The 23,889-nt window shown below is 34.3% G+C and carries 24 protein-coding genes; 9 read left to right on the forward strand and 15 right to left on the reverse strand.

The features are described 5' to 3' along the window. Positions 1–39 precede the first annotated feature (39 nt). Positions 40–474 carry a hypothetical protein gene (locus VB798_RS04350; protein ID WP_323256350.1) on the forward strand — a complete coding sequence of 145 codons (435 nt, stop codon included), beginning with the start codon at positions 40–42 and terminating at the stop codon, positions 472–474. On the opposite strand, the gene VB798_RS04355 is transcribed toward VB798_RS04350, so the two are convergent. The 7 genes from VB798_RS04355 to VB798_RS04385 all read right to left on the reverse strand — a co-directional run bounded on the left by VB798_RS04355 (position 449) and on the right by VB798_RS04385 (position 8,094). Next, positions 449–1,207, reverse strand: a complete 759-nt coding sequence (locus tag VB798_RS04355) for a glycosyltransferase family 2 protein (protein ID WP_323256352.1) — start codon at positions 1,205–1,207, stop codon at positions 449–451. The two genes, VB798_RS04350 and VB798_RS04355, sit on opposite strands and share 26 nt — an antisense overlap. Further along, a complete protein-coding gene (locus VB798_RS04360) occupies positions 1,204–2,466 on the reverse strand; it encodes a glycosyltransferase (RefSeq protein WP_323256354.1) in 1,263 nt (420 codons plus the stop codon). Before VB798_RS04360 ends, VB798_RS04355 begins: the two co-directional genes overlap by 4 nt. 1 nt (position 2,467) lies before the next feature. Next, entirely contained in the window at positions 2,468–3,274 is an 807-nt protein-coding gene (locus VB798_RS04365) for an FkbM family methyltransferase (RefSeq protein ID WP_323256356.1), read from the reverse strand. A gap of 125 nt (positions 3,275–3,399) precedes the next feature. Further along, on the reverse strand, positions 3,400–4,632 hold the full coding sequence (locus VB798_RS04370; protein WP_323256358.1) for a glycosyltransferase: 1,233 nt from the start codon (positions 4,630–4,632) through the stop codon (positions 3,400–3,402). A gap of 60 nt (positions 4,633–4,692) precedes the next feature. Next, entirely contained in the window at positions 4,693–6,195 is a 1,503-nt protein-coding gene (locus VB798_RS04375; protein ID WP_323256360.1) for an oligosaccharide flippase family protein, read from the reverse strand. Between the two features lie 23 nt (positions 6,196–6,218). Continuing rightward, complete coding sequence (locus tag VB798_RS04380) at positions 6,219–7,169, reverse strand: glycosyltransferase family 2 protein (protein WP_323256362.1); 951 nt, start codon at positions 7,167–7,169, stop codon at positions 6,219–6,221. 4 nt (positions 7,170–7,173) lie between these two features. Continuing rightward, the gene (locus tag VB798_RS04385; protein ID WP_323256364.1) at positions 7,174–8,094 is read right to left on the reverse strand and encodes an FkbM family methyltransferase; all 921 of its coding nucleotides are present in this window, start codon (positions 8,092–8,094) and stop codon (positions 7,174–7,176) included. 111 nt (positions 8,095–8,205) lie between these two features. Here VB798_RS04385 and VB798_RS04390 point away from each other — a divergent pair, with 111 nt between their 5' ends. Then, positions 8,206–9,543, forward strand: a complete 1,338-nt coding sequence (locus tag VB798_RS04390; RefSeq protein WP_323256366.1) for a hypothetical protein — start codon at positions 8,206–8,208, stop codon at positions 9,541–9,543. Continuing rightward, on the forward strand, positions 9,540–11,294 hold the full coding sequence (locus VB798_RS04395) for an OmpA family protein (RefSeq protein WP_323256368.1): 1,755 nt from the start codon (positions 9,540–9,542) through the stop codon (positions 11,292–11,294). Before VB798_RS04390 ends, VB798_RS04395 begins: the two co-directional genes overlap by 4 nt. 61 nt (positions 11,295–11,355) lie before the next feature. Here VB798_RS04395 and VB798_RS04400 read toward each other — a convergent pair whose 3' ends face one another. From VB798_RS04400 to VB798_RS04420, 5 genes are all read right to left on the reverse strand, one after another. Beyond that, positions 11,356–11,811: a hypothetical protein gene (locus tag VB798_RS04400; protein WP_323256370.1), complete on the reverse strand. Its 456-nt coding sequence runs from the start codon at positions 11,809–11,811 to the stop codon at positions 11,356–11,358. A 208-nt stretch (positions 11,812–12,019) separates the two neighbouring features. Then, complete coding sequence (locus tag VB798_RS04405) at positions 12,020–13,567, reverse strand: tetratricopeptide repeat protein (RefSeq protein ID WP_323256372.1); 1,548 nt, start codon at positions 13,565–13,567, stop codon at positions 12,020–12,022. 150 nt (positions 13,568–13,717) lie between these two features. Beyond that, on the reverse strand, positions 13,718–14,476 hold the full coding sequence (locus tag VB798_RS04410; RefSeq protein WP_184130078.1) for a zinc ribbon domain-containing protein: 759 nt from the start codon (positions 14,474–14,476) through the stop codon (positions 13,718–13,720). Positions 14,477–14,608: 132 nt separating this feature from the next. Then, positions 14,609–15,706 (reverse strand): Nif3-like dinuclear metal center hexameric protein, encoded by a 1,098-nt coding sequence (locus tag VB798_RS04415; protein ID WP_323256374.1) that lies wholly within the window; start codon positions 15,704–15,706, stop codon positions 14,609–14,611. Positions 15,707–15,800: 94 nt separating this feature from the next. Next, entirely contained in the window at positions 15,801–16,520 is a 720-nt protein-coding gene (locus VB798_RS04420) for a head GIN domain-containing protein (protein WP_323256376.1), read from the reverse strand. 96 nt (positions 16,521–16,616) lie between these two features. On the opposite strand from VB798_RS04420, the gene VB798_RS04425 reads away from it, so the two are divergent. The 3 genes from VB798_RS04425 (at position 16,617) to VB798_RS04435 (ending at position 17,836) form a co-directional block, all read left to right on the forward strand. After that, on the forward strand, positions 16,617–17,195 hold the full coding sequence (locus VB798_RS04425) for a zeta toxin family protein (RefSeq protein WP_323256378.1): 579 nt from the start codon (positions 16,617–16,619) through the stop codon (positions 17,193–17,195). After that, positions 17,182–17,337: a hypothetical protein gene (locus VB798_RS04430; RefSeq protein ID WP_323256380.1), complete on the forward strand. Its 156-nt coding sequence runs from the start codon at positions 17,182–17,184 to the stop codon at positions 17,335–17,337. The genes VB798_RS04425 and VB798_RS04430 overlap by 14 nt, the downstream gene beginning before the upstream one ends. 61 nt (positions 17,338–17,398) lie before the next feature. After that, positions 17,399–17,836, forward strand: coding sequence for an NUDIX hydrolase (locus tag VB798_RS04435; RefSeq protein ID WP_323256382.1), 438 nt, complete (start codon positions 17,399–17,401; stop codon positions 17,834–17,836). A gap of 19 nt (positions 17,837–17,855) precedes the next feature. Here VB798_RS04435 and VB798_RS04440 read toward each other — a convergent pair whose 3' ends face one another. Further along, on the reverse strand, positions 17,856–18,644 hold the full coding sequence (locus tag VB798_RS04440) for an SDR family oxidoreductase (protein WP_323256384.1): 789 nt from the start codon (positions 18,642–18,644) through the stop codon (positions 17,856–17,858). 116 nt (positions 18,645–18,760) lie between these two features. Between VB798_RS04440 and VB798_RS04445 the strand changes: the two genes are divergently transcribed. Beyond that, complete coding sequence (locus VB798_RS04445) at positions 18,761–19,477, forward strand: methyltransferase domain-containing protein (RefSeq protein WP_323256386.1); 717 nt, start codon at positions 18,761–18,763, stop codon at positions 19,475–19,477. Positions 19,478–19,634: 157 nt separating this feature from the next. Next, on the forward strand, positions 19,635–20,393 hold the full coding sequence (locus VB798_RS04450) for a DUF547 domain-containing protein (RefSeq protein WP_323256388.1): 759 nt from the start codon (positions 19,635–19,637) through the stop codon (positions 20,391–20,393). A 186-nt stretch (positions 20,394–20,579) separates the two neighbouring features. On the opposite strand, the gene VB798_RS04455 is transcribed toward VB798_RS04450, so the two are convergent. Both VB798_RS04455 and VB798_RS04460 read right to left on the reverse strand, forming a co-directional pair. Further along, on the reverse strand, positions 20,580–21,083 hold the full coding sequence (locus VB798_RS04455) for a hypothetical protein (protein ID WP_323256390.1): 504 nt from the start codon (positions 21,081–21,083) through the stop codon (positions 20,580–20,582). Positions 21,084–21,724: 641 nt separating this feature from the next. Further along, positions 21,725–22,246 (reverse strand): hypothetical protein, encoded by a 522-nt coding sequence (locus tag VB798_RS04460; protein WP_323256392.1) that lies wholly within the window; start codon positions 22,244–22,246, stop codon positions 21,725–21,727. A 233-nt stretch (positions 22,247–22,479) separates the two neighbouring features. On the opposite strand from VB798_RS04460, the gene VB798_RS04465 reads away from it, so the two are divergent. Continuing rightward, positions 22,480–23,880: a DASH family cryptochrome gene (locus VB798_RS04465; protein ID WP_323256394.1), complete on the forward strand. Its 1,401-nt coding sequence runs from the start codon at positions 22,480–22,482 to the stop codon at positions 23,878–23,880. The last annotated feature ends 9 nt before the right edge of the window (positions 23,881–23,889 follow it).

Below are 23,889 nucleotides of genomic sequence, written 5' to 3' on the forward strand. Positions count from 1 at the left end.
TTTGAAAGCTGATGACCGAAACCTGATAGCCATACAACTATGCGCCTTTTCCAATCCGAATCTGAAATAGAATCCTTAATAGAAAAATTCAATACTTGTAATTTGCCTGCTGAAGATTGGACGCATGAAGCACATTTAGCGATGGGCGTTTGGTATTTGCGTCAGTATAATCTTACGCAGTCGATGCACTTGGTACGACAAAGAATTATTTTATTCAATAGTTCTGTTGGAGGACCAATCAATTTTGAAAGAGGTTATCACGAAACCCTTACATGGTTTTGGTTGAAAACCGTTGAGGCTTTTTTAGACAGATTTGGGAGAGAAAAAACATTACTGGAAGCGTGCAATGCTTTTTTAAGTAGCGAATACGCTTTGCGAGATAGAGCCTTATTATTTTACGAAAAAGAAGAAGTCATGTCGCTGGAAGCACGGGCATTTTTGGTATTGCCTACCAATACTTCCCGCCCTTTTTAAGTATCAACTTTACTCCTCGAATAGTAATTTGTATATGAGCCATGATTACTCCGAAAAAGCCAAAATGCTTTTTCAATACTTCGTAGCGATCAAGTAAGGAGCGTTTTAGTTGTTTATTTGAAATACCACCAACCAAGTATTTTGCCACTACTGTATCTAAAAACTGTACTTTTTTCGCTCTTTTTAAGCATTCAATTTCCCAATCAATATCAGCACTAAGGTTATTTTCAAGATAAAAAGGAGCGATAGATTTACGAGCGATAAAGGCTTGATGACAAACCAACATCCCTAAATTCATATCTTGCCATTTAAGGTTTTTGGGCAAACGATGCGGTGTAATTTCTGAACGTAAGCCTTGAATTGTACTGTTTTCTTCTACAAAATAAGTATCTCCATAAAACACATCAGCTTGGGTTTCTGCTAAAGCTTTCATGAAAGTTGCCACTACTTCACTATCATTAATTTCATCGCCAGCGTTCATAAACCAGACAAAATCACCCGAAGCCAAGCGTAAGCCTTTGTTCATGGCATCGTACAAACCTTTGTCGGATTCAGACACCAAAAGGTTTACTCTTTCGCCATAAGTTTTCGCAATTTCCAAGGTTGAATCTTTCGATTTTCCATCAATAATAATGTACTCAAAATCTTGGTTTGATTGAGCCAAAATACTCTCGATGGTTCTTTTTAGGAATTTTTCAGCATTATAAGTAATGGTAATGATACTTAATTTCATAATAATGATTCATATAAAGCTTGGTACTGTTTTGCTACTACTTCTTCGGCATAATTTTCAATCACTTTTTGTCTGGAATTTCGACAAAGTACTTCATAATCAGCTTCAAACAAAGTCCAATAAATACCTTTTGCCAACTCTTCAGCAGATTTAAAAGTAGCTAAATATCCATTTTTTTGATGTTCAATCATTTCAGGAATGCCACCTGTTTCAAAACCAACAACTGGTGTTGCGCAAGCCAAAGATTCCATAATGGTATTCGGCAAATTATCTTCCAAAGAAGAAACTACAAAAACAGAAGCGGAGGAATACGCCAAAGCGATTTCAGATAAATCTGAAAGTTTGCCTAAAACATTTACTTTAAAAGGAAGATTTTCAAAATCATTGGCATTCGCTTGTCCGAAAATAATTAGCTCAACCTCTTTATTATCAACCGAATACTCCTTTTTTAAAATCTCTAAAGCTTTTTTAAAATAGATAAATCCTTTCCGAACATCGCTAATCTTAGCAGCCGCAAAAAGTATATAACGTTTGTTGGTATCTAATTGAAAGTGCTGTTGAGCAATTGATTTTTCGGTCGGTTTGAACAATGAAGTATCAATTGGATTTGGAATCGAAACAATTTTATTGCCTTCTAATAAAGTACTCGCCTTCGCTTTTTCTGCTAACCAATTGCTACAAGCAACGATGGTAATGTTGGCATTTTGAAAAATTTCTTGTTTAGCTTTCCAGACTTGATTTGACAAATCTGTCGGAGAAGGATTTTTAAGAAATTCTGTACAATTTCCACAGTTTTGTTGATAATGAGTACAGTCTCTTGAATAATGACAACCACCCGTAAAAACCCACATATCGTGCAAAGTCCAAACAATTGGCTTTTGGGTTTCAATAAGTTTTTTAAGAGAATCAAGTGAAAGAAAACCGAAATTTATCCAATGTAAATGAATAATATCAGTCTTTTTAATCAATGAATGTTGACTAATATCAATACCTATTTTTGCTTGTGAAAAGATAAATCTTACTGCCTTGGATTTTTCATAAAAAGCAAATTGATAACGATCGAAAGCGAATCTGGCAAGAGCTACTTTTTTCAAGAACCAATTGGGAGCAATTGTTTCGACATTGGGAGCTTTCCCCTTTTGATCTTGCACAAGCATTTTTGATTCTAAACCATTGTCATTTAAGGCTTTATTGAGCCTAGAAGCAGCGATAGACGCTCCGCCATAAGTATCAAATGTGCTTAAAATCGTAATTTTCATATTATGGACGATAGCCAAAAATGTTTAATTGCAAATCCATCAAATCATTACCTTTATAGCGATGATTAACGAGCGGTTTTGTGCGGTCTTGTGCAGAATTAATGAAGTAACGGAAACCGTTTTTAGCCAAAATATTCAGAATTTCACCTAATTCCTGTGCTTGTTCTGGAAAAGCGTGATATTCGATAAAGATGTTTTTTACTTGCTTTAATGAGTCGGCACAGTCTTTCAACACTGCCGTTTCAGCTCCTTCGATATCCATTTTTAGCATATCTACCGAAGGCGTTTTGTCAAGTACATCTTTTAAACGAAAAGAAGCAACTTTTACTTTATCGCCTTCGCCATAAATTGATGCTCCGTCAGAGCCTTCAGAGGCAAATTCAATGCCTTCGTCATCAATCCAAACGGCTTTGTTGATTACTTCTACGTCCGAAAATCCATTTTTACTGAGATTTGATTGGAGTATTGTTGCAATTTTAGCATCTGCTTCAAAAGCTGTGATTTGGGAATTTGGATATTCTCTTTTGAAAAATGCACAACTTGAACCAATATTTGCTCCGCAATCTAAAATCACAGGCTTTGCCGAATTGGTATTGAATTTATAAAACTGTTCAACGAAAATTTCTTGAAACTGAAAAAGAAAAGACATACAATCAGGTACTTGGAATGTCATTCCTTGAAATGTTACTTCACGAGCTTCGTAGCGTTTTACATCTCCGTACTTTCTGAAAAGCTTTAGTAACTCACGACTTTCAGGAGTTCTGAAAGCATGATATGGTCCTTTTAATATGTATTTTAAAACAAACATTTTAAGATGGTCATCAGCTGTCAGCTTACGGCTTTCAGCTTTTTTTGATATTTTACCTATACTTTTTTACCCGCTGATTTTCAGAGATTTAAAACCGCAGATTTACGCAGATTCGTCAAAACGATTTAAACCTGATTGCTGACAGCCGATGACCGACAGCTTTCAAAAGCTCTTTGATAATTTTTAATTACCACATGAATATTTACTTCATCACGGATGATTTGTCCAGAATTTAGTCCCATTTGGCGAGTTTTTACTGGGTCAGACAAAAGTACGGCTAATTTTTTAAATAAGTCATCAGCATTACCATCCTCAAAAATAAAGCCGTTGTAGCCATCTCTTACCAATTTTTTCTCTGTTCCATCTGCTACTGCACAAACAATGGGTTTATCAAAACACATCGCATCATTGATTGACAAACCGCCCATTCCTGCCAAAACATACACTAGCGAAGCATTGAAGTATTGTCCGAGTTCGGTCATTTTATAAACTCCGCCCGTAAAAATTACTTGTTTTTCAATGCCCAAAGCGATAGCTTGTTCTTTGAGGTTTTGCTCTTCTGGACCAGTTCCAACAATTACTAATTCCGCCGTTGGAAATTGCACCAAAAGTTTACTAAAAACATCAATCAGCATATCTACTCTTTTCCATTTCACCAATCTGCCAACGTGTAAAAGTCGCAATGGATTTTCTGGCAAAACCGTATTAACTCCTTCGATTTTGGCTTTATCTGCCAAAATCAAATCAGTGTCTGGCGAGTTGTAAATGATAAAAATCTTCTCTTTGGGTACGCCATAACTACCAAATACTTCGTAAGCTTCTTCGGTATAGTCCACGTGGGCATCTACCAAATTGAAAGCTCTTTTATAAGTATATTTCAGTAAAGTATATTTCAATTTAAAAGCCAAACTATCGGGTTTTAAATTGGTTTGCATCGTTTCTGAAGCAACACCGCCGTTGGCATAATAATCAAGTGCCTCTTTGAATTTTGGAATATTGAATGGAATTTCCTTGAGTATCAATTTAATTCCCATGCTTCTTATTTTCCAAAGCAAGAATGGATTATACACAAAAGCCAAGATATAAGGCCAAATCGTAACAATTACGTCTGGACGTTCAGCTTCGATGGTTTCAATAAAGTTTTTGAAGAAAGGCTTCCCCCAAAGCGTTTTGTATTCTTCTAAGAAATGTACTTTGAATTCTATACCATCTAAAGTTTGATGTACGCCAGAACCAACCGTTTTTCCACCACTTTTAGGAGCAATCACAACGATTTCTTGTCCTTCAATACGATTCAACCGATTGAGAACCAAGTTATAATAATGTGGCAAGCCACCAAAAGTAAATAATATTTTCATAGTTTTGATTCGTATGTAGTGATTAGGTCTTTTATTTAAACGGTTTAATTATTCTAATAACTACCTTCTCGTTATTTTACTAAACAAAGACTCTACTGTTCTACTTAAATCTTCTGAAATTCTAAAAAACAAGACTCCTCCGCCAAAGAGTATCGTAATGCAAATGGATTTAATGGCGATATTCACAAAACTCATCCAAATGTTACCTTCAAAACTTGGAATAAAAAGTGTGATTCCATAAGTGAAAAAGCCTAATAAAAGCGTTTTTACAGTGGCTAAATTGAATGGTTGAAGATTAAGTTTATACTTGATAAAAAAGAATTTTACCAAATTATACACTACAACCGAAACCAACATTGCCAAAGCCGCACCATTGTAGCCATAAATTGGAATAAAAATTAAATTCACCAACAAGAGTACCACAAAACGGATGATGTAAAATCCAAAATCATATTTATAATAAGGCGAATTCTTTAGGATTTCAGAATTTAAACCTGTAGCCATGTCGAAAACGCTGTAAAGACCAACCATCAAAACCACAAATTTCCCTTGACTATACACAGCCGCATTTGGAATAATTTGAAAAACAGCATCAATATTTGTCCAAATTCCTAAAAACAGAAAACCACCGACAATCAATAAATTCAGGGCTGATTTTTGGTAAATTTCTTCGATGTGTTCAAGATTATTGTTCTTCCACGATTCTGCTAAAAGTGGCTCAGTGATTGAAGCAATGGCATTTCGAGGAATGGCAATCACCATCCCGATACTTGAAGCAATGAAGAAAATAGCCGTACTGTCTAAACCTCCTTTGTAGGCAGGAAGCATCAATTTTTCAATATTCGGCAAAAGCGTAGCCGTTGCTCCACCAAGAATAGTCCAAAATCCGTACATATACATTTCTTTGAAAATCGGTTGTTTCAAGAAACTAAAATCAAAACGAAGGTAAAGCTTGCCTAAGATTTTGATGTAGATTAACAAGAAACAGATATTCAAGAAATAAACCAGAATAATGCCATTGAGCAATTGGTCGAAAGTAATGAACTTAAAGCCAAACAATAACGCTAAAATGGAATTAGATGATTTTAGAAAAATTTCCCTGAGAATTGTTGGTACAACAATCCGAAGATGAACTTTGCTATAAGTTTCTAAAGTAGTAGCATAAAGTAGGAAAAAAGTAATTAAAGGCAAGTACCAATAATATTGAATCAGTAATGGAGAATTATCCATATAAACCGACTGAAAAACACCTTTTAAACCTACGTAAGCAAGTAAAAACAGCAAAAAACCGACGAATGGAGCTAACAATAAATAGCCGAAAAAACCATTGTGGTGGCGTTCAGGATCAGCAAATCGACTAAAAAATCTTACACCAACATGAGGCGTTCCTAAATTTGAAAATGCTGCAAATACTTGAGGAAAACTAATTAAAGCCGTATATAAACCTAATTGCTGAGGTGAAAGAAATTTACTATAAAGAAACAAAACATTGACCGTTCCGATGATTACTCCGACGTAGGTAACAATGGAACTTTTGATGCTTTGACGTATGACGATGCCCATTAAATAAAGATTAAACAACAAAATTACTTAGAGAAACCTCGTTTATATTTTTGTCTTGATAAATAGAGTTGAATCAATCTACCCATCATTCTGAATCCGATGAATAGTATTTGCCAGCTTCTTTTCCAAGATTGCTGAGCAATTTGCTCAATAATATGAGTTAACCAAAGTGCTTGAAATTTCACAAAAGCTTTTCCTAAACCCCAACGAACATTCTTGAGCAAAGCCAAGTATTGTCCGTAGAATTGCATTTTTTCTGAATAGGAAAGACTGGCTTTATTGATACTTTTCGGGCGATTTTCTCGTGCATGAACAATACTTGCGTTCGGAACGAAACCGATTTTGAAACGATGAAAAAGTGTACGATTCACAAGGTCAACGTCTTCGCCATACATAAAAAAAGCTGGGTCGAAGTAACCGATTTTATGAAATGCTTTCAAATTCAGCAACCAAGCGGCAGCATTCACAAAAGGCAACTCGTAAATTTCTTTCTTACTTTCAAAAAAAGTATCCGATGCCCATTGCCAGTTTTTTGAAGTTGACAAGTAAATGCCGAAACCTTCGTCTAAAGCGGTTTGTGCAGAATTAAAATGCACAGGACTAATTATTCCAAAATCTTGATTGCGTTCTGCTACTTCCACCAAACGTTCTACACAATCATTTTCAATCAGCCAAGCATCTTGATTTAATAGAAAAACATACTCCGCATTCCGTTCAATTGCATATTCAATGCCCAAATTGTTAGCTCTTCCAAAACCGATGTTTTCGTTTAGCTCAATGTGTTTTACTGCTGGAAATTGCTCTTTAATCAATTCTATCCCTATTTTTTCAGGCGAATGATTATCAACAACAATAATTTGGTCTTTGAAAAAACTGTTTTCAAAACTTTTCAAACAGCGTTCAATCCATTCCAAACCATTATAATACACAATGATTACCCAAGTATTTTTATGAACGATACTTTCCATCTTCATAAAATTACACTTTCAGCAAGCCCAAACCTCTAGCAATTTCTGGGCGACAAATCAAATAGTTTGATTCGTCTGTAGCAATAATATCTTTTTGTAAAGTTGTTGTACCATCTTCGTCAATACTGTAAAAAAGATAGTTACAACCTTTCAGAATTTCTTGTACTTGTTTGCCTAATTCATCCGTAAAAATTTCGATTAATAAAGTTGGCTGGAATTTCTGCAAATACTCTCCCATTCCACGCAAAGCTTCTGGTTCGTGCATTTCCACATCCACTTTCATTAAATCAATGTTCGTAATGTTATTGGCTTCTATATAATCTTTTAGCGTAGTTGCTGGTACTTTTGTTTCAAAACGAGTGTCTTTATGAGAAACGTGGCGAACATCCGAAAACTCTTTGTTCAAAGTAGCACTATAGTTATTGGCTTCTGGAATATCATACAAAGTAAGTTCGCCCGTGAAATCCGAAACCGCCATCCATTCTGCTCTTACCTCATAATTGTTCAATTTACAGTTTGCAGCATACTTATCGTGTGTTCTTTTTACAGGTTCAAAACCATAAACGGCTGCGGAAGGATTTACACTTTTGGTCAGCAAAGAGTACATTCCTGTATTTGCACCCACATCAAAAACTACTTTTGATGATTTAGAAAGTTGCGTCCATAATCTTAAAGAGTAACCTTCACGGCCAACGCCTAAACCAACCCAGAAAAGACCGTCTTCAATAATAAAACCGTGTGTATTGTAATGATTGATGTAGAAAGATTTATCACCTTCAACTTTTACTTTAAATTTTCCATCAAAAAAAAGATGACGATAAACAGATTTTGAAGGAACATAGACGCTTCTGATGAGCTCAAATAACTGTCTTTTAAAAGGGATATTCTGATAAATTGTTTTCAGTACACTATTTTTGTTAATTTGTGTCATCTTTTACTAATGGTTATTTTGAAGTATTTGCAAAGTTACAGATTTTAAGATAGCTCAAAAAATTTGATTTTGCTTGTGCCTAAATATTGTCTTATTTTGCAAAGCTAACGAATGAAAAATTTGAAGTTTAAATTCCCTTTGTTCAGGACGAGTATCTCGTCGCAATCACCATCTTTCATTATTTTTTTACTATTTATTACATTCGTTTTTGCTACTTATTACTGCTTAATCACTCTTTGGAATTATACTCAGATTTCAGATTTTAAAAACTATTATGAAGAAAGTATTTTGTTTTTAGAAACTGGAAAAATGTCTCCACAATTTCTTTTCTTTCAAGCGCCTGGACATCCATTTTTAATCAGTAAAATTTTTAACATCTTTGATTCTATTAATCCAGCAATCATACAATTCCTTAATATTTGTCAATATCTCACAGCAATTATTCTAACGCATTTTAGTTTCAAAACGCAATTTTCTTGGATAAAATATGTAGGAACGTTTAGCCTTTCCATCTGTGTGTCCTATTTAAGCTTAATGGGTTTTCTGGCGGCTGAGTTTAATTTTCTGTTCTTTTTTGTAATCGGTAATTTTCTATTAATCAGGTATTTGCAAAATGAAAATACTTTTGGTATTTTACCAAGAACTTTACTGATTTTAGCCATTGCATTTACTTTTGGCTTGGCACAGTTTGTTCGTCCTTTGAGTTTCTATTATTTATTATTTTTTGGTTTTGGTCTTTTTTACCTGAAAGTAATTAGTAAAAAAACATTAATTCATAGCAGTAAAGCAACACTTATGCAGTATGGACTTGTCTTTAGTTTATTCTTGTTTGTTGCCATGAATTTATACAGAAACATTTCTGGAAAATGGGCTTATCAGCCTCCACAAAACGGAATATGGAGTATTTATGTAGGATTCAATGCTAAAGCGAAAGGAAGTTATAATGCCGAAGACATTACACAATTTAAAAAAATTGCCGAACCACTTCATTGGAATGGGGAAGCTTTGCGAGCAATATTAAAACCAATAACGATTGAAAGAGTAAAAGCTAATTGGCAAGCAAACATTCGTCAATCGCTACAGCGAGCTATTCGTTTGTTAGTGCCTTATTTTACTTCCTATTGGTTTTTTGCAAAAGGAATTCCACCAAGTAAAAACCCAATTTGGATTTTATGGATGAAAGCAGTTTTCCTTTTATCCACTTTTACAGTTTTAATAAGTTATCTAAGTAATGGTATTTATCTTTTTAAGTTATTCCGAAAAAAGCATTTGAATACCATTGAAACCTTTGCCTTTTGTTCCTTAATCAGTACTTTTTTATATATTTTAATTCATGTATTTTGTTTAGAAATCCAGCCGAGATATGCTGCTCATTTGGTGTTTATTAATCTTTGGATTTTGCCTTTAAGCCTAGAAAATTTCATACAACCAAACCCGAAATTTCAATGAATCGTCTTAGCTCGTTCTTATTTTTTTTGGCATTGTGCCTTTACAATACTTCAGTGAATTTTGCCCAAGTACGCCGTTCATTAGGCCCGCCAGTCAATCACCCAACATTTAATGAATACGCTCCTTCTATCAGCGCCAACAACAAAACGATGATTTTTGAAACCGATCGTGCCGGCGAAGGAAAATGGGAATTGTATTACACCACAAAAAATGAAAAAAACAGATGGACTCCTCCAAAACCCATCGTGAATATCAATAAAATCGGGAAAGACAATGATTTAATCGGTGGACCATCTATTAGCTACGACGGAAAAACCCTTTTCTTTTTTGCTTCTTTTGAAGGTGGACAAGGCGATATGGATATTTATCACTCTACTTGGAACGGCACAGATTGGTCAGAACCAAAAACGTTTGGTAATAATATCAATACCAAAGCTTACGAAGGCTTCCCTTCGGTTTCTGCTGATGGGAAATCTATGTATTTTATCCGTGATAATTTCTCTAAAAGGAAAGATAAAGCTTTATGTTACACCATTTGGGTTTCTAAAAAACAAGATGATGAAACTTGGGGAGTTGCCGAAAAACTACCAGCACCCATCAATATGGATTGCGAGAAAGCACCTCGAATCATGGCTGATAACCGTACTTTGATTTTTAGTTCTGTCAGAAAAGATGGCGTAGGTGGTTTTGATTTGTATCAATCTTTTCAAGAAGATGATGGCTCTTGGAGTACTCCTATTAATTTAGAATACATCAATACTGAAGAAGATGACCAATTTGCTTCTGTGTCGGCCGCAGGAGATTTAATGTATTATCACACTGCAGGCGATATTTATACCGTAACGATTCCTGATAAATACCGAAAATATAAATTAGTAACCGTTGACGGAAAAGTAATTGATGCCATTACAAAACAACCAATTGCTACGAAGTTGACTTCAAAAAGTACTAATCCAAAAGAAAGAGCGATTAATACAGTTGTAGATGCCAACGGTTTGTTTTCAATGATTTATAGAGTTGGAAGTAAGTATGATGTAACGACTTCGCCATTGGCGGATTATTTGCCCTATCGTGGTAAAATGGACATGAGTACAGCCAAAGAAACCGATAATATCGAGAAAAACATTGAGCTGATTCCAAAGAAATTAGTTTTCCAATTTCAGTTGCTTGATAAAGATACCAAAGCAATTTTGAAAGACCCAAAAGTAAAAGTAATGGATGCTGAAACAAAACAATTGTTAGAAGTAAAAGTGGATAAAGACATTGCCAATGTTACGCTTGAAATTGGCAAACTTTACAAATTTGCAGCCAATACTTTGGGTTATTCATTTTTCTCACGCTCATTCAAGCCCGATACTGTTGATGCTTTTAAAGATAGATTGAAAAAAATACCTTTAGCAGTGTTAAAAAAAGATGTAGTGGTACAATTACAAGATATTACTTTTGAAACTGGCAAAGCTGAATTAAAGCCTGAATCAGGAGAAGAATTAGATCGTTTGGTGGCTTTGTTGGATGGTAATAAAACCATTAAAGTAGAAATATCAGCTCATACGGATGATGTTGGAAATGATGATGCCAACTTGAAACTTTCAGAAAAAAGAGCAAAAGCGGTGGTAGATTACTTAACGACCAAAGGCATCAAAGCCGACAGGATGATTGCAAAAGGCTATGGCGAAACGCAACCACTTGTCCCTAATGATACTGATGAAAATAAAGCAAAAAATCGTAGAGTGCAGTTTAAAATCAATTAGGTTAAAAACAGAAAAGACTTCGCTGCAAACGAAGTCTTTTCTGTTTTTAAAACTCTACAAATTATTTCTTTCCCCCAAAATGATAACCAACACCTAGCCAAGCTCTGAAAACACCACTTGTCCCATCATAATTTACATAAGGACTGAGTTCAAAATTGACACTCACTTTGGGTGCTTTCTCAAACGGATAAGCACGCATCCCAACACTTCCGAAATAACCTTTTACGACGTCTTGATTATCAACAATAGAAGCTACAATTCCAAAGTTTACTCCACCGCCCGCATAAATAAAGGCATTTTTAGTGTAACCAAGGTTAACCATCAATGCGGGTTCTGTATTCAATGAAGAAGTAAAAGAATTCATCTGAAAACGAAAATCCATCCAAACTACTTTGGTTGGATTGGTAGCAATCGACAATTGACTATTGAAAGGGTAATAACTAATGGCTTGAGCTTTAGCAGCGTAATTAATAAACTGAAAAGTAAGGATTAATAAAAATAGCTTAAGTAGTTTCATGAATTTGATTGTTAGGTTTTATAGCTTGTGGCTTATTATTTTGTTATAATATTTTATTTTTTTTACTTCTGAGAACAACACATCTTAAACGATACCATTTCATTACCTCACAGATTTTAATCTGTAATATCAGCGGGGATAGTCTTCTCAACTAATCTAATTTTTGTAGTTTGAAGCTCCGCATTCCAAACTCAAAACTCTACACTCCTCAGTATCCTAATTCATTCAAAGCCGCTTTTGCTTTGTTGTCGATAGAATTTTTGTACTCGTGTTTTTTGTAAGAAATAGCTTTTTCAAAATAGCTTTTTGCTTTTAGTTTTTCGCCTTTTGCTTGGTAAATATAGCCCAATTGTAAAGCCGAACTGGCACCAAAAGAAACAATTTGCTGTGCTGATAAAACAATTGCACGTTCATAAAAAGGAATTGCTTGTAGAATATTGTTTGACAGTTGAAAAATTCTTCCTTTTCGGTAGTTAAATTCCATTCGGTCTTGAATTTGTTCAAAATTACTTTCGGAGTACTTCTCCAAAATCATCAAAGCTTTGTCATAAAAACCGCCATCACATGCCAAACGAGCTTTCATCAGTACTTTCTGACTAATCGGTTTTTTAGGATTTAATGCTAAAAAGTTTTCTGCAAATTTGGTCGCAGCTTTGTCGGCTTCAACAATATTTTCGCCTACTAATTTTACTTTTTCTAAAAATACTCTTCCTTTAGCATCTTCATTATTCAACCAATAACTTAAAAAGATTTTGTAATAAGTATCTTTCACAAAGTTAAAACCTTTATAATGAGCTAAAAAACTTTGAAAACCTTTTGATGCCAATTGATATTGCCCTTTCTGCAATAAAATATCTGCTTTAAGATATTCAAGGAATGGGAAAGACAAGTACTCATTACTTTCTGGTCTATTTTCAAGAATGTTAAAAGCGATTTCACTTTTTCCTTCTTTCATAAAAGTAGTTACGCCAAAAAACTGAAAGAGTAAATTATCTTGATGTTGGCTAATAAATTGCTGAAACTCATTTAATTTTTTAGGATTGAATTTCAGGATATAAGCGTGAACGACATAATCTAAAAATTGTGCTTCTTCTTTAAAAACACTGTCTTTATGAATCACATTTTGTAATTCACTCAATCCGAGTTTAATATTTCCTTTTAGCCCAATCAGTTTAATTACCCATTGGTAGTTTTCGGGAGTAGAGCCAATTAAGATATGCAATAAACCGAGAGATTTTTGATTGGGTAAAAAATTAGGAAATTCTTTGGCATTGGCATCCAGTAATTTGTAGGCTTTAATAATTTCCCAACTTCCTTTGGTTTCATGTCCGAATTTTAGTTTTACAAAAGCTGAATGCAAATGAAGTTCTGCCAATAAAAAACGAAAGTAAGGCGATTTTTTGTCAAGATTTTCAATCAAATCAATCCGTTCATCTTGATGATTGATAAATTTTTCATAGAGAAATTTATCTTCCGTAATCATCAATTCTATTAAATCGGCATAACTGTTTAGATAAATATTTACGCCATTTACTGATTTATCATGTGCTAAAATACTTCTTCCATTGGCAATTTTCATTTTCAATATTTCAGAATAGGCTTTTTGCATGGCGCTATTCATTTCGAAATCTGAAGCTTTTCCCGAAGTAGTTATCAACAAAAAAGTCATCCAAAAAGTAAGATGAATTTTCTTTGAAGAGTATTTTCTCAACCAAAGCTGAATCTTATCAATATGGTTTGGAGGAATTTGTGTCATTGAATGCGTTGATTATTGTATAAACGGAATTTATGCAATAATATTTAAGGCAAATTGTTGGCAATCAGACTAAATCATCCTGATTAACCAACATGAAAAAAGCCCATAACGTTGAGGTTACGGGCTTTTTGTCTTGCAAACCAAAAGGGCTTATTTCTTAGAGATGAAAACGATGTCTTCAACGTCTGCCAAAATACGTCCACAGTGTTCGCAAACAATAATTCTTTTCTTGTCTTTGATGTCAGCCTGACGCTGTGGTGGAACTGCACTAAAACAACCTCCACAAGCACCACGTTTTACTAAAACAACTGCTAAACCATTTGGATAATTTCCACGCAATTTATCGTAAGGGCGTAATAAACGTTCTTCAACAAATTTCACAGCCTTGTCACGGTTGTTCATTAATTTTTGTTCGTCTTCTTCGCTTTCAGCAATCAAAACATTTAATTCTTTCTTTTTTGCATCAAGGTCTTTTTTACGAGTATTCAAACGAGTTTCTGTTTCAGAAACATCGTCTTTTTTATTCAAAATCTTGAATTCAAATTCACGAGTACGTTTGTCAGCCAATTCCATTTCAAGTTGTTGCAATTCAATTTCTTTCGAGATTGCATCATACTCACGGTTATTGCGCACATTCATTTGTTGGTCTTTGTACTTATTTACCAACTTTTCAGCTTCTTTTTTAGCATTACGGTTTTTTGTAATGTCTTCTTCCAAAATAGCGATTTCTTTGTTGAATTTGCTAATACGGGTTTCGATACCAGCAACTTCATCTTCCAAATCACGTACTTCTTCGGGTAAATCGCCTCGCATCTTTTTGATGCCATCCAAGGCTGAATCTATGTTTTGAAGCTTCAAAAGAGCTTCTAATTTCTGAGCAATGGTTGTTTCGGTTGCTACTGCTGCCATTGGTTTTATTCGGTTTTATCTGTGTAACCGCTATCGGTATTAAGTTATTAGTTGAGATGGACTAATTATCCTGCATTTTCAAGGAAAGATAATTAATCAATTTGAACCAATCACGAATCACTGATAACAAAATCAAAAATACTGTACAGGGTTTGTATTGACCTGACTTTTGAGAACCGCAAAATTACTAAATTTTTCAGACAAATACCTAACAATTAACTCCTTTGTATAAACTTCTGACTCATAATGTCCTATATCACAGATAATAATTTGATTTTCGGCATCAAAAAACTCGTGATACTTGTAATCTGCGGTAATAAAAACCTCTGCTCCTTGATTAATTGCGTCTTTCAATAAGAATCCGCCAGCTCCTCCACAAAGAGCAACTTTCTTAATTTCTTTGCCTAACAATGGCGTGTGACGAATCACTTTTAATGCCATTTTACTTTTCAGCATTGTTAAGAAGTCAATTTCAGATAAAGATTCTGCTAATGTTGCCACTACACCAGAACCAACTTCTTGATTTTCGTTTTCAAGGACACTGACATAATAGGCTACTTCTTCATAAGGATGAGCAGATTTTAGTGCTTTGATAATTTTAAATTCTTGATGAGCATCAAAAATTACTTCTATCCTATTTTCTATTACTTCTTCGGCTTCGTTCAAAGTACCAATTACTGGATTCGCATTACCCGAAGGCGTAAATCTTCCCGTGCCTTCTACCGAAAAACTGCAATTTTTATACTCACCGATTTGTCCAGCACCAGCTTCATGAAGTGCTTCTAGCAATTTTGAAGCATTTTCAGTTGGCACAAAAGTGACTAATTTCTTTAAGATTTGCTTTTTAGGTGAAAGGATTCTTACATTTTCCAAGCCTAATTTTTCAGCAATCATAAAATTTACACCACCTTTTACGCTGTCCAAATTTGTATGTGTAGCATAAATAGCAATATCATTTTTGATGGCGAGCATTACCGCACGTTCTACATAATTTTTTCCATTGAAGCGTTTTAAACCTTTGAAAACAATTGGATGATGTGCCACAATCAAATTACAATCTCTTTTTATGGCTTCATGAATAATTTCTTCGGTACAATCAAGCGTAACAAGTACACCAGAAACTGTAGTTTGTGGAGAACCAACAATTAATCCTGCATTATCATAACTTTCTTGATAAGCCAGTGGGGCGAGTTGCTCTAAATAATTGGTAATATCTTTGATGCTTGGCATGAGTACGAACGATTGAAAATTGGATACAGCCCCAAAAATAGAAAAGGAGCAACAATATATTGCCCCTTTTTACGATTTGGTTTAGAAATTAAATTTAATCTCGTTCAATTACGCTGCCTCCAGAAGTACTTCTTTCAAGTGTAGGATTTCCTCGGTAGCGCACATTGCTTTCCCCAGAAGCAGATACTCTTAGGAATCTTATCGTATTTACTCTTACTCTGCTCGCTCCTGAAACATCTAAATTTTGTTCGTCTGTAATAAAATTGAAATTATTTACTTGAGATGCGCCAGAAACTGTACCGATAATTTTTTCTCCGTCGCCATACATTGATAATTGCGAAGCCCCTGAAACATCAAAAAACAGATTCTGAGCATCTAATTCTGTTTTTAATTGCGAAGATCCCGACAAATAAATGTTCAAATTTTTTGAAGAAAAACCTTCGATGTATGAATTATTTGCCCCAGAAAAATCAACCATTCTTAAACTTGGCATTGTAATATTTATCACAGCGTTATATCTACGATTTCTGTAATTTACATATTCGGCAAACAAAGTACCGTTACGAACATATACATTTAATTCATCAAGGTCGGTTTCATCGCCGATGACTTCAATGCGATAAGAATTTCCTTGAATTACATTTACGTGAAAGCCATTTCCCATTTTTATTTGGTCGAAGTTTTTCAAATAATAATAATCATGCTGTTCGTAATAAGCAGGAAGAGGGTCTTCTATATGAACAAAACAAGAAGAAAGTGCCGAAAGCATAAATAATGAAATAGCGATTATTAAAGATTTTTGCGAGGTTTTCATATAAATTGAAAGTTTAAGTTTTATGTTTGTGAAGTATAGACAATGAGATATTCTTTAACCCCCATAATCACTTTTGGATATTAAGACTTTAAATGAATGACATCTAAAAATCTATATATCATTGCGGGATGTAACGGAGCAGGAAAAACAACTGCATCATTTTATATTTTACCTAATGTTCTTGATTGTAAAGAATTTATTAACGCTGATGAAATAGCCAAAGGATTATCTCCATTTCAACCAGAAAAAGTAAGCCTTGAAGCTGGGAAAATAATGCTAAATAGAATTGATGAATTGTTAGCAAAGGATGTTGATTTCGCACTAGAAACTACACTTTCATCAAAGGCTTATGCTAAAACAATTAAAAAGGCACAAGAGAAAGGATACTTTGTTACACTGCTATTTTTTTGGTTGGAAAGCCCAGAACTTGCTAAACAAAGAGTGAAAATTAGAGTAAGTGAAGGAGGACATAATATTCCAGAAGATGTTATTGAAAGACGCTATGAACGTGGTCTTAAAAATCTTTTTGAAATTTACTTGCCTTTGTGCGACAATACAATGCTTTTTGATAACTCAGATAGAATGCCTATTTTAGTTATGAAAAAAGTAAAAGATGAAGAAGCTGAAATAATAGACTTTCAAAAATTTAAAAGTATTCAAAATGGAAAAGAATGAAATTTTAGCGTTACAAGATAAAATCGTTGAGGGTTTGAAAATCTCATCGAAAAAAATGATTGAAAATAAAAAAAAGAACAACGGCAAATTGGTTATTTTCAACAATAACCAAATCAAAACCATTAATGCGAAGAAAATTTAAACACCAATTTTAAATTCACAACTCATCATTCACAATTCAGAACTATTACTTATATACTCCTATGAAAGTACGTCCAAGTGTAGCCATTATAGAAAATGAAAAGGTATTATTAATGCGTTATCGTTACGGCGATACCGATGTTTTTAATCTGCCCGGTGGAAATGTAGATGCTGGCGAAACGCTTACAGATACGCTTATCAGAGAATTACAAGAAGAATTAGGCATACAAATTGCCATTGGAGAAATGCTGGTGGCTGGCGAAGTAATTTTGCCACAACAAAAAACAGATGTATTACACTGTGTTTTTAAAGCTAGCATTATTGAGGGAACTCCGATACTGAATGCCAAAGAAACCTCTGCTTTAGAAGTTCTTTGGCAACCAATTACTTCATTAAATCAATTGGCGATGTACCCGAATGTAGGAGATGATTTACAAGTAATTTTAGTAGAAAATAAAGGTTTTGAATATCTGGGAAGACTAGACCAAGTTTGGTATTGATACTTCGGATAAATCAAGATTACATACAAGTTAATCTTCCTCCATCCACAGGTAAATTCACGCCATTGATATAAGCAGCGGCGGGACTGCACAAAAAGGCTACCGCTGCTCCAAATTCTTCTGCTTCGCCGAATCTTCCTGCTGGAATATCCGATTGAAATACTTTTTCCATCTCTTCTTTTTCCAAACCAGCCGCATTGGCTCTGGCATTTACGACAAAGTCTAATCTTGCAGTTTTGGTATAACCCGGCAAGACATTATTCACCGTAATACTGAATTGTCCTAATTCATTTGCCAAAGTTTTTGACCAAGAAGCCACCGCTCCACGAGTAGTGTTTGATACACCCAAGCCATTGATGGGTTGTTTTACCGAAGTAGAAATCACATTGATGATTCTGCCAAAGCCTGCTGATTTCATGCTAGGCACACAAGCTTGCACCAAAATATGATTACAGATTAAATGATTAGAAAAAGCTTGTGTAAATTCTTCAATCTTAGCCTCTAAAATCGCTCCTCCTGCTGGTCCGCCCGTATTATTGACTAAAATATGAACATTTGGATTTGCCGCAAGATGTTTTTCAATCCCAGCTTTTACTTCTTCTGGTTTAGAAAAATCAGCGACAAAATAAGTATGTTGCTGTCCTTTTGAACTATCCAAGCTTTTAAGAGTTTCTTTGAGTGTGCTTTCATTGCGAGCGACCAAGGTTACGTTTGCTCCAAGTAAAGCTAACTCAATAGCCGAAGCTCGCCCAAGCCCTTGCGTACTGCCACATACGATGGCGTTCTTATCAGTTAAATCTAAATTCATGTTTTAAGGAAATTAAATATATTACACTACTTTTACTTTAGCTCATGGATATGATTATCTCATAAACCTCAAACTTTAATCTCATAAACTTTAAACGAGTATTCACCAACAAAGATATGCCAGATTTATCATTTAGAAGTACCGAAAAAGAACTGATTGACGACTTAGATTTAGATAACGATGCCCTCCGTCAGAATTTGGAAGAATTGGCAATCATCAATCAATACTTGGGCGGAAACCAAGTAACGATTAGCGGATTGGAAACTGTTCTAAAGGCTTCAAAGCCAACACAAAGTACTTATAAAATAGCAGATTTAGGCTGTGGCGGAGGTGATATGCTGATGGTAATTGCTAAATGGGCAAGAAAAAAGCAATTAAAAACAACACTGATTGGCTTTGATGCCAACGATTTCATGATTGAATTTGCCCAAAAAAGAACCGCTCAATTCCCAGAAATAACGTATTTACATCAAAATATTTTTGCGAGAGAATTTCAAGAACATTCTTTTGATATTGTTACGATGACGCTCTTTTGCCATCATTTTGATGACGAAAGTTTAGTAAAATTACTCCAACAACTCAAACAGCAAAGTCGTGTGGCGATTGTGATTAACGACATTCACCGACATTGGTTTGCCTATCATTCCATCGCTTGGATTACCAAATTATTCTTAAAATCGTACTTAGTAAAAAACGACGCCAAGCTTTCAGTATGGCGAGCCTTCCGAAAATCAGATTTAGAAAACATCATTCAGCAAGCAGGTTTCACTCGTTTTTCTATCAAATGGAAATGGGCTTTTCGTTGGGAAGTGGTTTTGTTTTGTGAGGGATAATTACAAGGGAGTGTCCACTCATAGCATGACTGACTGAATGATTTGATGCTCAGAATAATGTAATTAGTCATGCCATGAGTATTATGAATAAGCCAATTTTATTACATTTGTTTTACTCTTTATCATGAAAGAGTATTTTAACAATCCCAAAAAAACTATGAAATTACTCATTATTCTTGCTACAATTTTTACTATTTCTGCGAGTTGTTTTAATTCAAATGTTCCAAATTCGGATGCAAAGCCTGTGAGTCATGATGCTTGGACGACTTTGCTTAAAAAGTATGTAAATACCAACGGCATGGTGAATTATAAGGCTTTTCAAAAAGATTCTGTTGCTCTGAATAAGTATTTGGAAATGCTATCAAAAAACACACCCAACGAAAAAACGTGGACGAAAGATGAGCAATTGGCTTATTGGATTAATGCCTACAATGCTTTTACGGTACAACTGATTCTAAGAAATTATCCTCTGAAAAGTATCAAGGACATTGTTAAAGTAAACATTACTTATATCAATTCTCCTTGGGATATAAAATTCATCAATTTGATGGGGAAGAAATTTGATTTGAATGATATTGAAAATGGTATTATCCGTAAAAAATTTGATGAACCACGCATTCATTTTGCTTTAGTTTGTGCAGCGATTTCTTGTCCAAAACTAAGAAATGAAGCCTTTACCGCCACCGCACTCGACGAACAATTAACCGACCAAGCCATAGATTTCTTGAATGACAACAAGAAAAATGTAGTCTCGGCCAAAGGAGCAAATCTGTCAAGTATTTTTGATTGGTACAAAGGCGATTTCACCAAGAAAATGTCCTTACAAGCTTTTGTTAATCAATACGCCAAAGTAAAAATGCCCGCAGATGGCAAAATTCAATTTGTTAATTATAACTGGGGATTGAATGGGCTTTGATTGAGGGAAAAACTAGTCGTAGAAAGGATTTCCCCTACGGACTAAATTGTAAAGAGTGTCACGCTTGCTGTTTGATTCAGGAATATTAAAGCTTTTCAATCTTCTCATTAGGCAATTTCGAGCGTAACGCTCTTCTCTGTTTTAGGTCTTAGGAGAGCCTAAGACCAGTAGGAGTCTTAACAAAAACTACTTACTAAAACAAAAATCTACAATCCTCTGATACTCCTGCTCAACCCTACCTTTGTCATCATAAATAAAATATTCCTTTTCTGAACTATTTAAAATCTCACCAATTTTAACACATTGTTCTTCAGGTAATTTACTTAGACTTTCTATAAAAAAATTATAAGGGCTTTCTTTGTAATGATATAGAAGTAAATTCACAATTGAACAGTACCATTCATTAGCATGTGGAATAAATATATCAATATTATTTACTAATGTTTCTAGAAATAATTTTTCTTTAATATTAAATGGCTCTTCTTGTAAGCCGAAAAAAATCCACTCATAATAATTAAATATAAAAGAATCGCCTAATACACTGTCATCAAAACCATAAAGATAGACTTCTAATGGATATATTTTTCTTTCAACATGGATTTGGTCATTAATTTCTAAATACAAATCATAATCTGATTCTTCCTCTAACTTTCTTGCTACAATAAGTTCTTCAATAATTTTTCTTTCCATTTCTGTTTAAATCAAATAAGGGTTTGAATTTATTTTGCATTACTTTTTTAAATTTGGAACTGGTCTTAGGTTTTTCCTACATCCTAAATTGAAAAGAGCGTCTAACTCGTCCTATGTTTCAGGAATCACAAACTATGCCTTCGATGACACAAAATATCTCTCAGGAATCACAAAATAAGTCTTCGATGACACAAAATATCTCTCAGGAATCACAAAATAGGTCTTCGATGACATAAAACATCTCTCAGGAATCACAAAATAGGTCTTCGATGACATAAAACATCTCACAGGAATCACAAAATAGGTCTTCGATGACATAAAATATCTCTCAGGAATCACAAAATAGGTCTTCGATGACATAAAACATCTATCGGGAATCACAAAATAGGTCTTCGATGACACAAAATATCTCTCGGGAATCACATTACATCTCTTCGATGACACAAAATATCTCTCAGGAATCACAAAATAGGTCTTCAATGACATAAAACATCTCTCGGGAATCATCAAATAGGTCACCAAACGAGTCTGTTCACGAGTCTATTCACCGAACTGTGTCAGTTTAAATTTAAGTAGATTTTTTATTTTTATCAGACACAATTTATTATAAAGACTGCTTACAATTTTAATTTTGAGTTTTATTAATCCAAATACAACACTTGGTATTCAATTTTGTTTAAATATTCATTCTTGAAGGATAATATTATTTGACCAGACCCTTCAATATCAGAAATTATTACTAAATCTGATAATGTTGAGACTTTTAATTTTTGTGCTATAATTGATTTTAAGTTGCCTACAGATATTTTTTCACCAATTAAAAAATTAGGAGATTTAATCAAAGCATATAATAATATTTTATTCCCTGATGCACTTAAGTATTTAACTTTATCGATGTTATTTGAAAATGTCCATTCATAATTCTTGATTTTTATATCATAAATGTTGTTTTTAAACCTCCTTTTTTTTGAGAAAGAAGATTTCATCAAGTACTCAAATGAAAGGTTTTCTTTTAATAAATTTATTAAAAGAAAATCATTCTCAATTTTTGTAGTATCAATACTACTTTTATAGTAATGATGGAGGTCTTGAGACTGAAAAGAAAAGGAAGTGTTTTTTATTGTTAAAAATAAAAATAGTAGGATAAAGAGCTTTTTTTTCATTAAATCAAATATTTGTTATTTAATAGCATTTTCAATTCACCAAAGCATAACTCTAATTGACAGTAGGTTTTCTCTACTTACTAAAACCTTTCTCTTTCCCCCCTCTTCAAAAACTTTCAGCCCAATTATTAGTTGATACAATTTAGCTATTAATATACAATTCCCTGATACTGTTTTCGAGTTTTGCTCAATCATTCTCAAAACTATTGCCGATTTTCGCAATTTTAAATTTCATGAAAATACTCCTTTGGTTTCGCAACGATTTACGTGTTCACGACCATGAAGCTTTGTTCAAGGCATCACAAAAAACGGCTCAAGTATTTCCGCTTTATGTTCTTGACCCAAGAATGTTCCAAGAAATGCCAATGGGCTTTCCAAAAACTGGCAATTTGCGTACTCAATTCCTTGTTGAATCACTTGAAAATCTTCGTAAAAACCTCCAAAGTATTGGCTCAAACTTAATTATCAGGATTGGGCATCCCGAAGAAATCATTCCACAATTAGCGAAAGAGTTGTTGATTGATGAAGTATTTGTTTCGGAAGAAGTAACTTCAGAAGAAACGGATACAGATACTTCGGTAGAAGTTACTTTGAAAAAAGAAGGCATCAAAATGAAGTTTTTCTGGCAAGCTACGCTCTATCATTTGGATGTTTTGCCCATGGAGATTGAAAATTTGCCTAATATTTTCACCCAGTTTAGAAACCAAGTAGAAAAAGCGACCAAAGTAAGAAGTACTTTCCCGATTCCTAAAAATCTTAATTTCTCTAACACGATTAACATTGGTGAATTACCAAAGCTTGATTTTCTCAAAACAAATCAACAATTGTACAAAGGTGGCGAAGACGAAGCCCTAAAAAGATTGGAGGAATATTTTTGGCAAAAAGACTTGCTAAAAGTATATAAAGAAACTCGCAATGGAATGTTGGGTTTGGATTACTCTTCTAAATTCTCGCTTTGGCTGGCAAATGGCTGTATTTCGCCAAAATATATTTACGAACAAGTAAAAAAATATGAAGCCGAACGCACACAAAATGATTCTACTTATTGGTTGATTTTTGAATTACTTTGGCGAGATTATTTCCGTTTTGTGGCTTTGAAGTATGGCAACAAAATCTTTTTTGAAAAGGGTATTCAAGGCAAAGAGGTTGTTTGGAAACAGCATACAAGTATTTTTGAAAAATGGCGATTGGGCGAAACGGGCGTTCCTTTGATTGATGCCAATATGAAAGAATTGTTGGCAACGGGTTTTATGTCGAACCGTGGACGACAAAATGTAGCGAGTTTTTTGGTAAAAGATTTACAAATAGATTGGCGTTGGGGAGCGGCTTGGTTTGAAAGCCAACTGATAGATTACGACGTTTGCTCTAACTGGGGAAATTGGCTTTACGTGGCTGGCATTGGCAATGACCCACGTGAAAACCGTTATTTTAATATTCTGAAACAAGCCCATAACTACGACCCCAAAGGCGAGTATGTAAAATTTTGGTTGCCAGTCTTAGCCGATGTTCCTGCCGAAAAAGTACATGCAGTGGCATTATTGACCGCCGAAGAACAAAGGAAATACCAAGTAACGATTGGAGTAGATTACCCAAAAGCGATAGTTGATGTAAGGAAATGGAATATCAAAAAATAAATGAAAAGG

Source organism: Arcicella lustrica, from assembly GCF_034930985.1.
Taxonomy (GTDB): domain Bacteria; phylum Bacteroidota; class Bacteroidia; order Cytophagales; family Spirosomataceae; genus Arcicella; species Arcicella lustrica.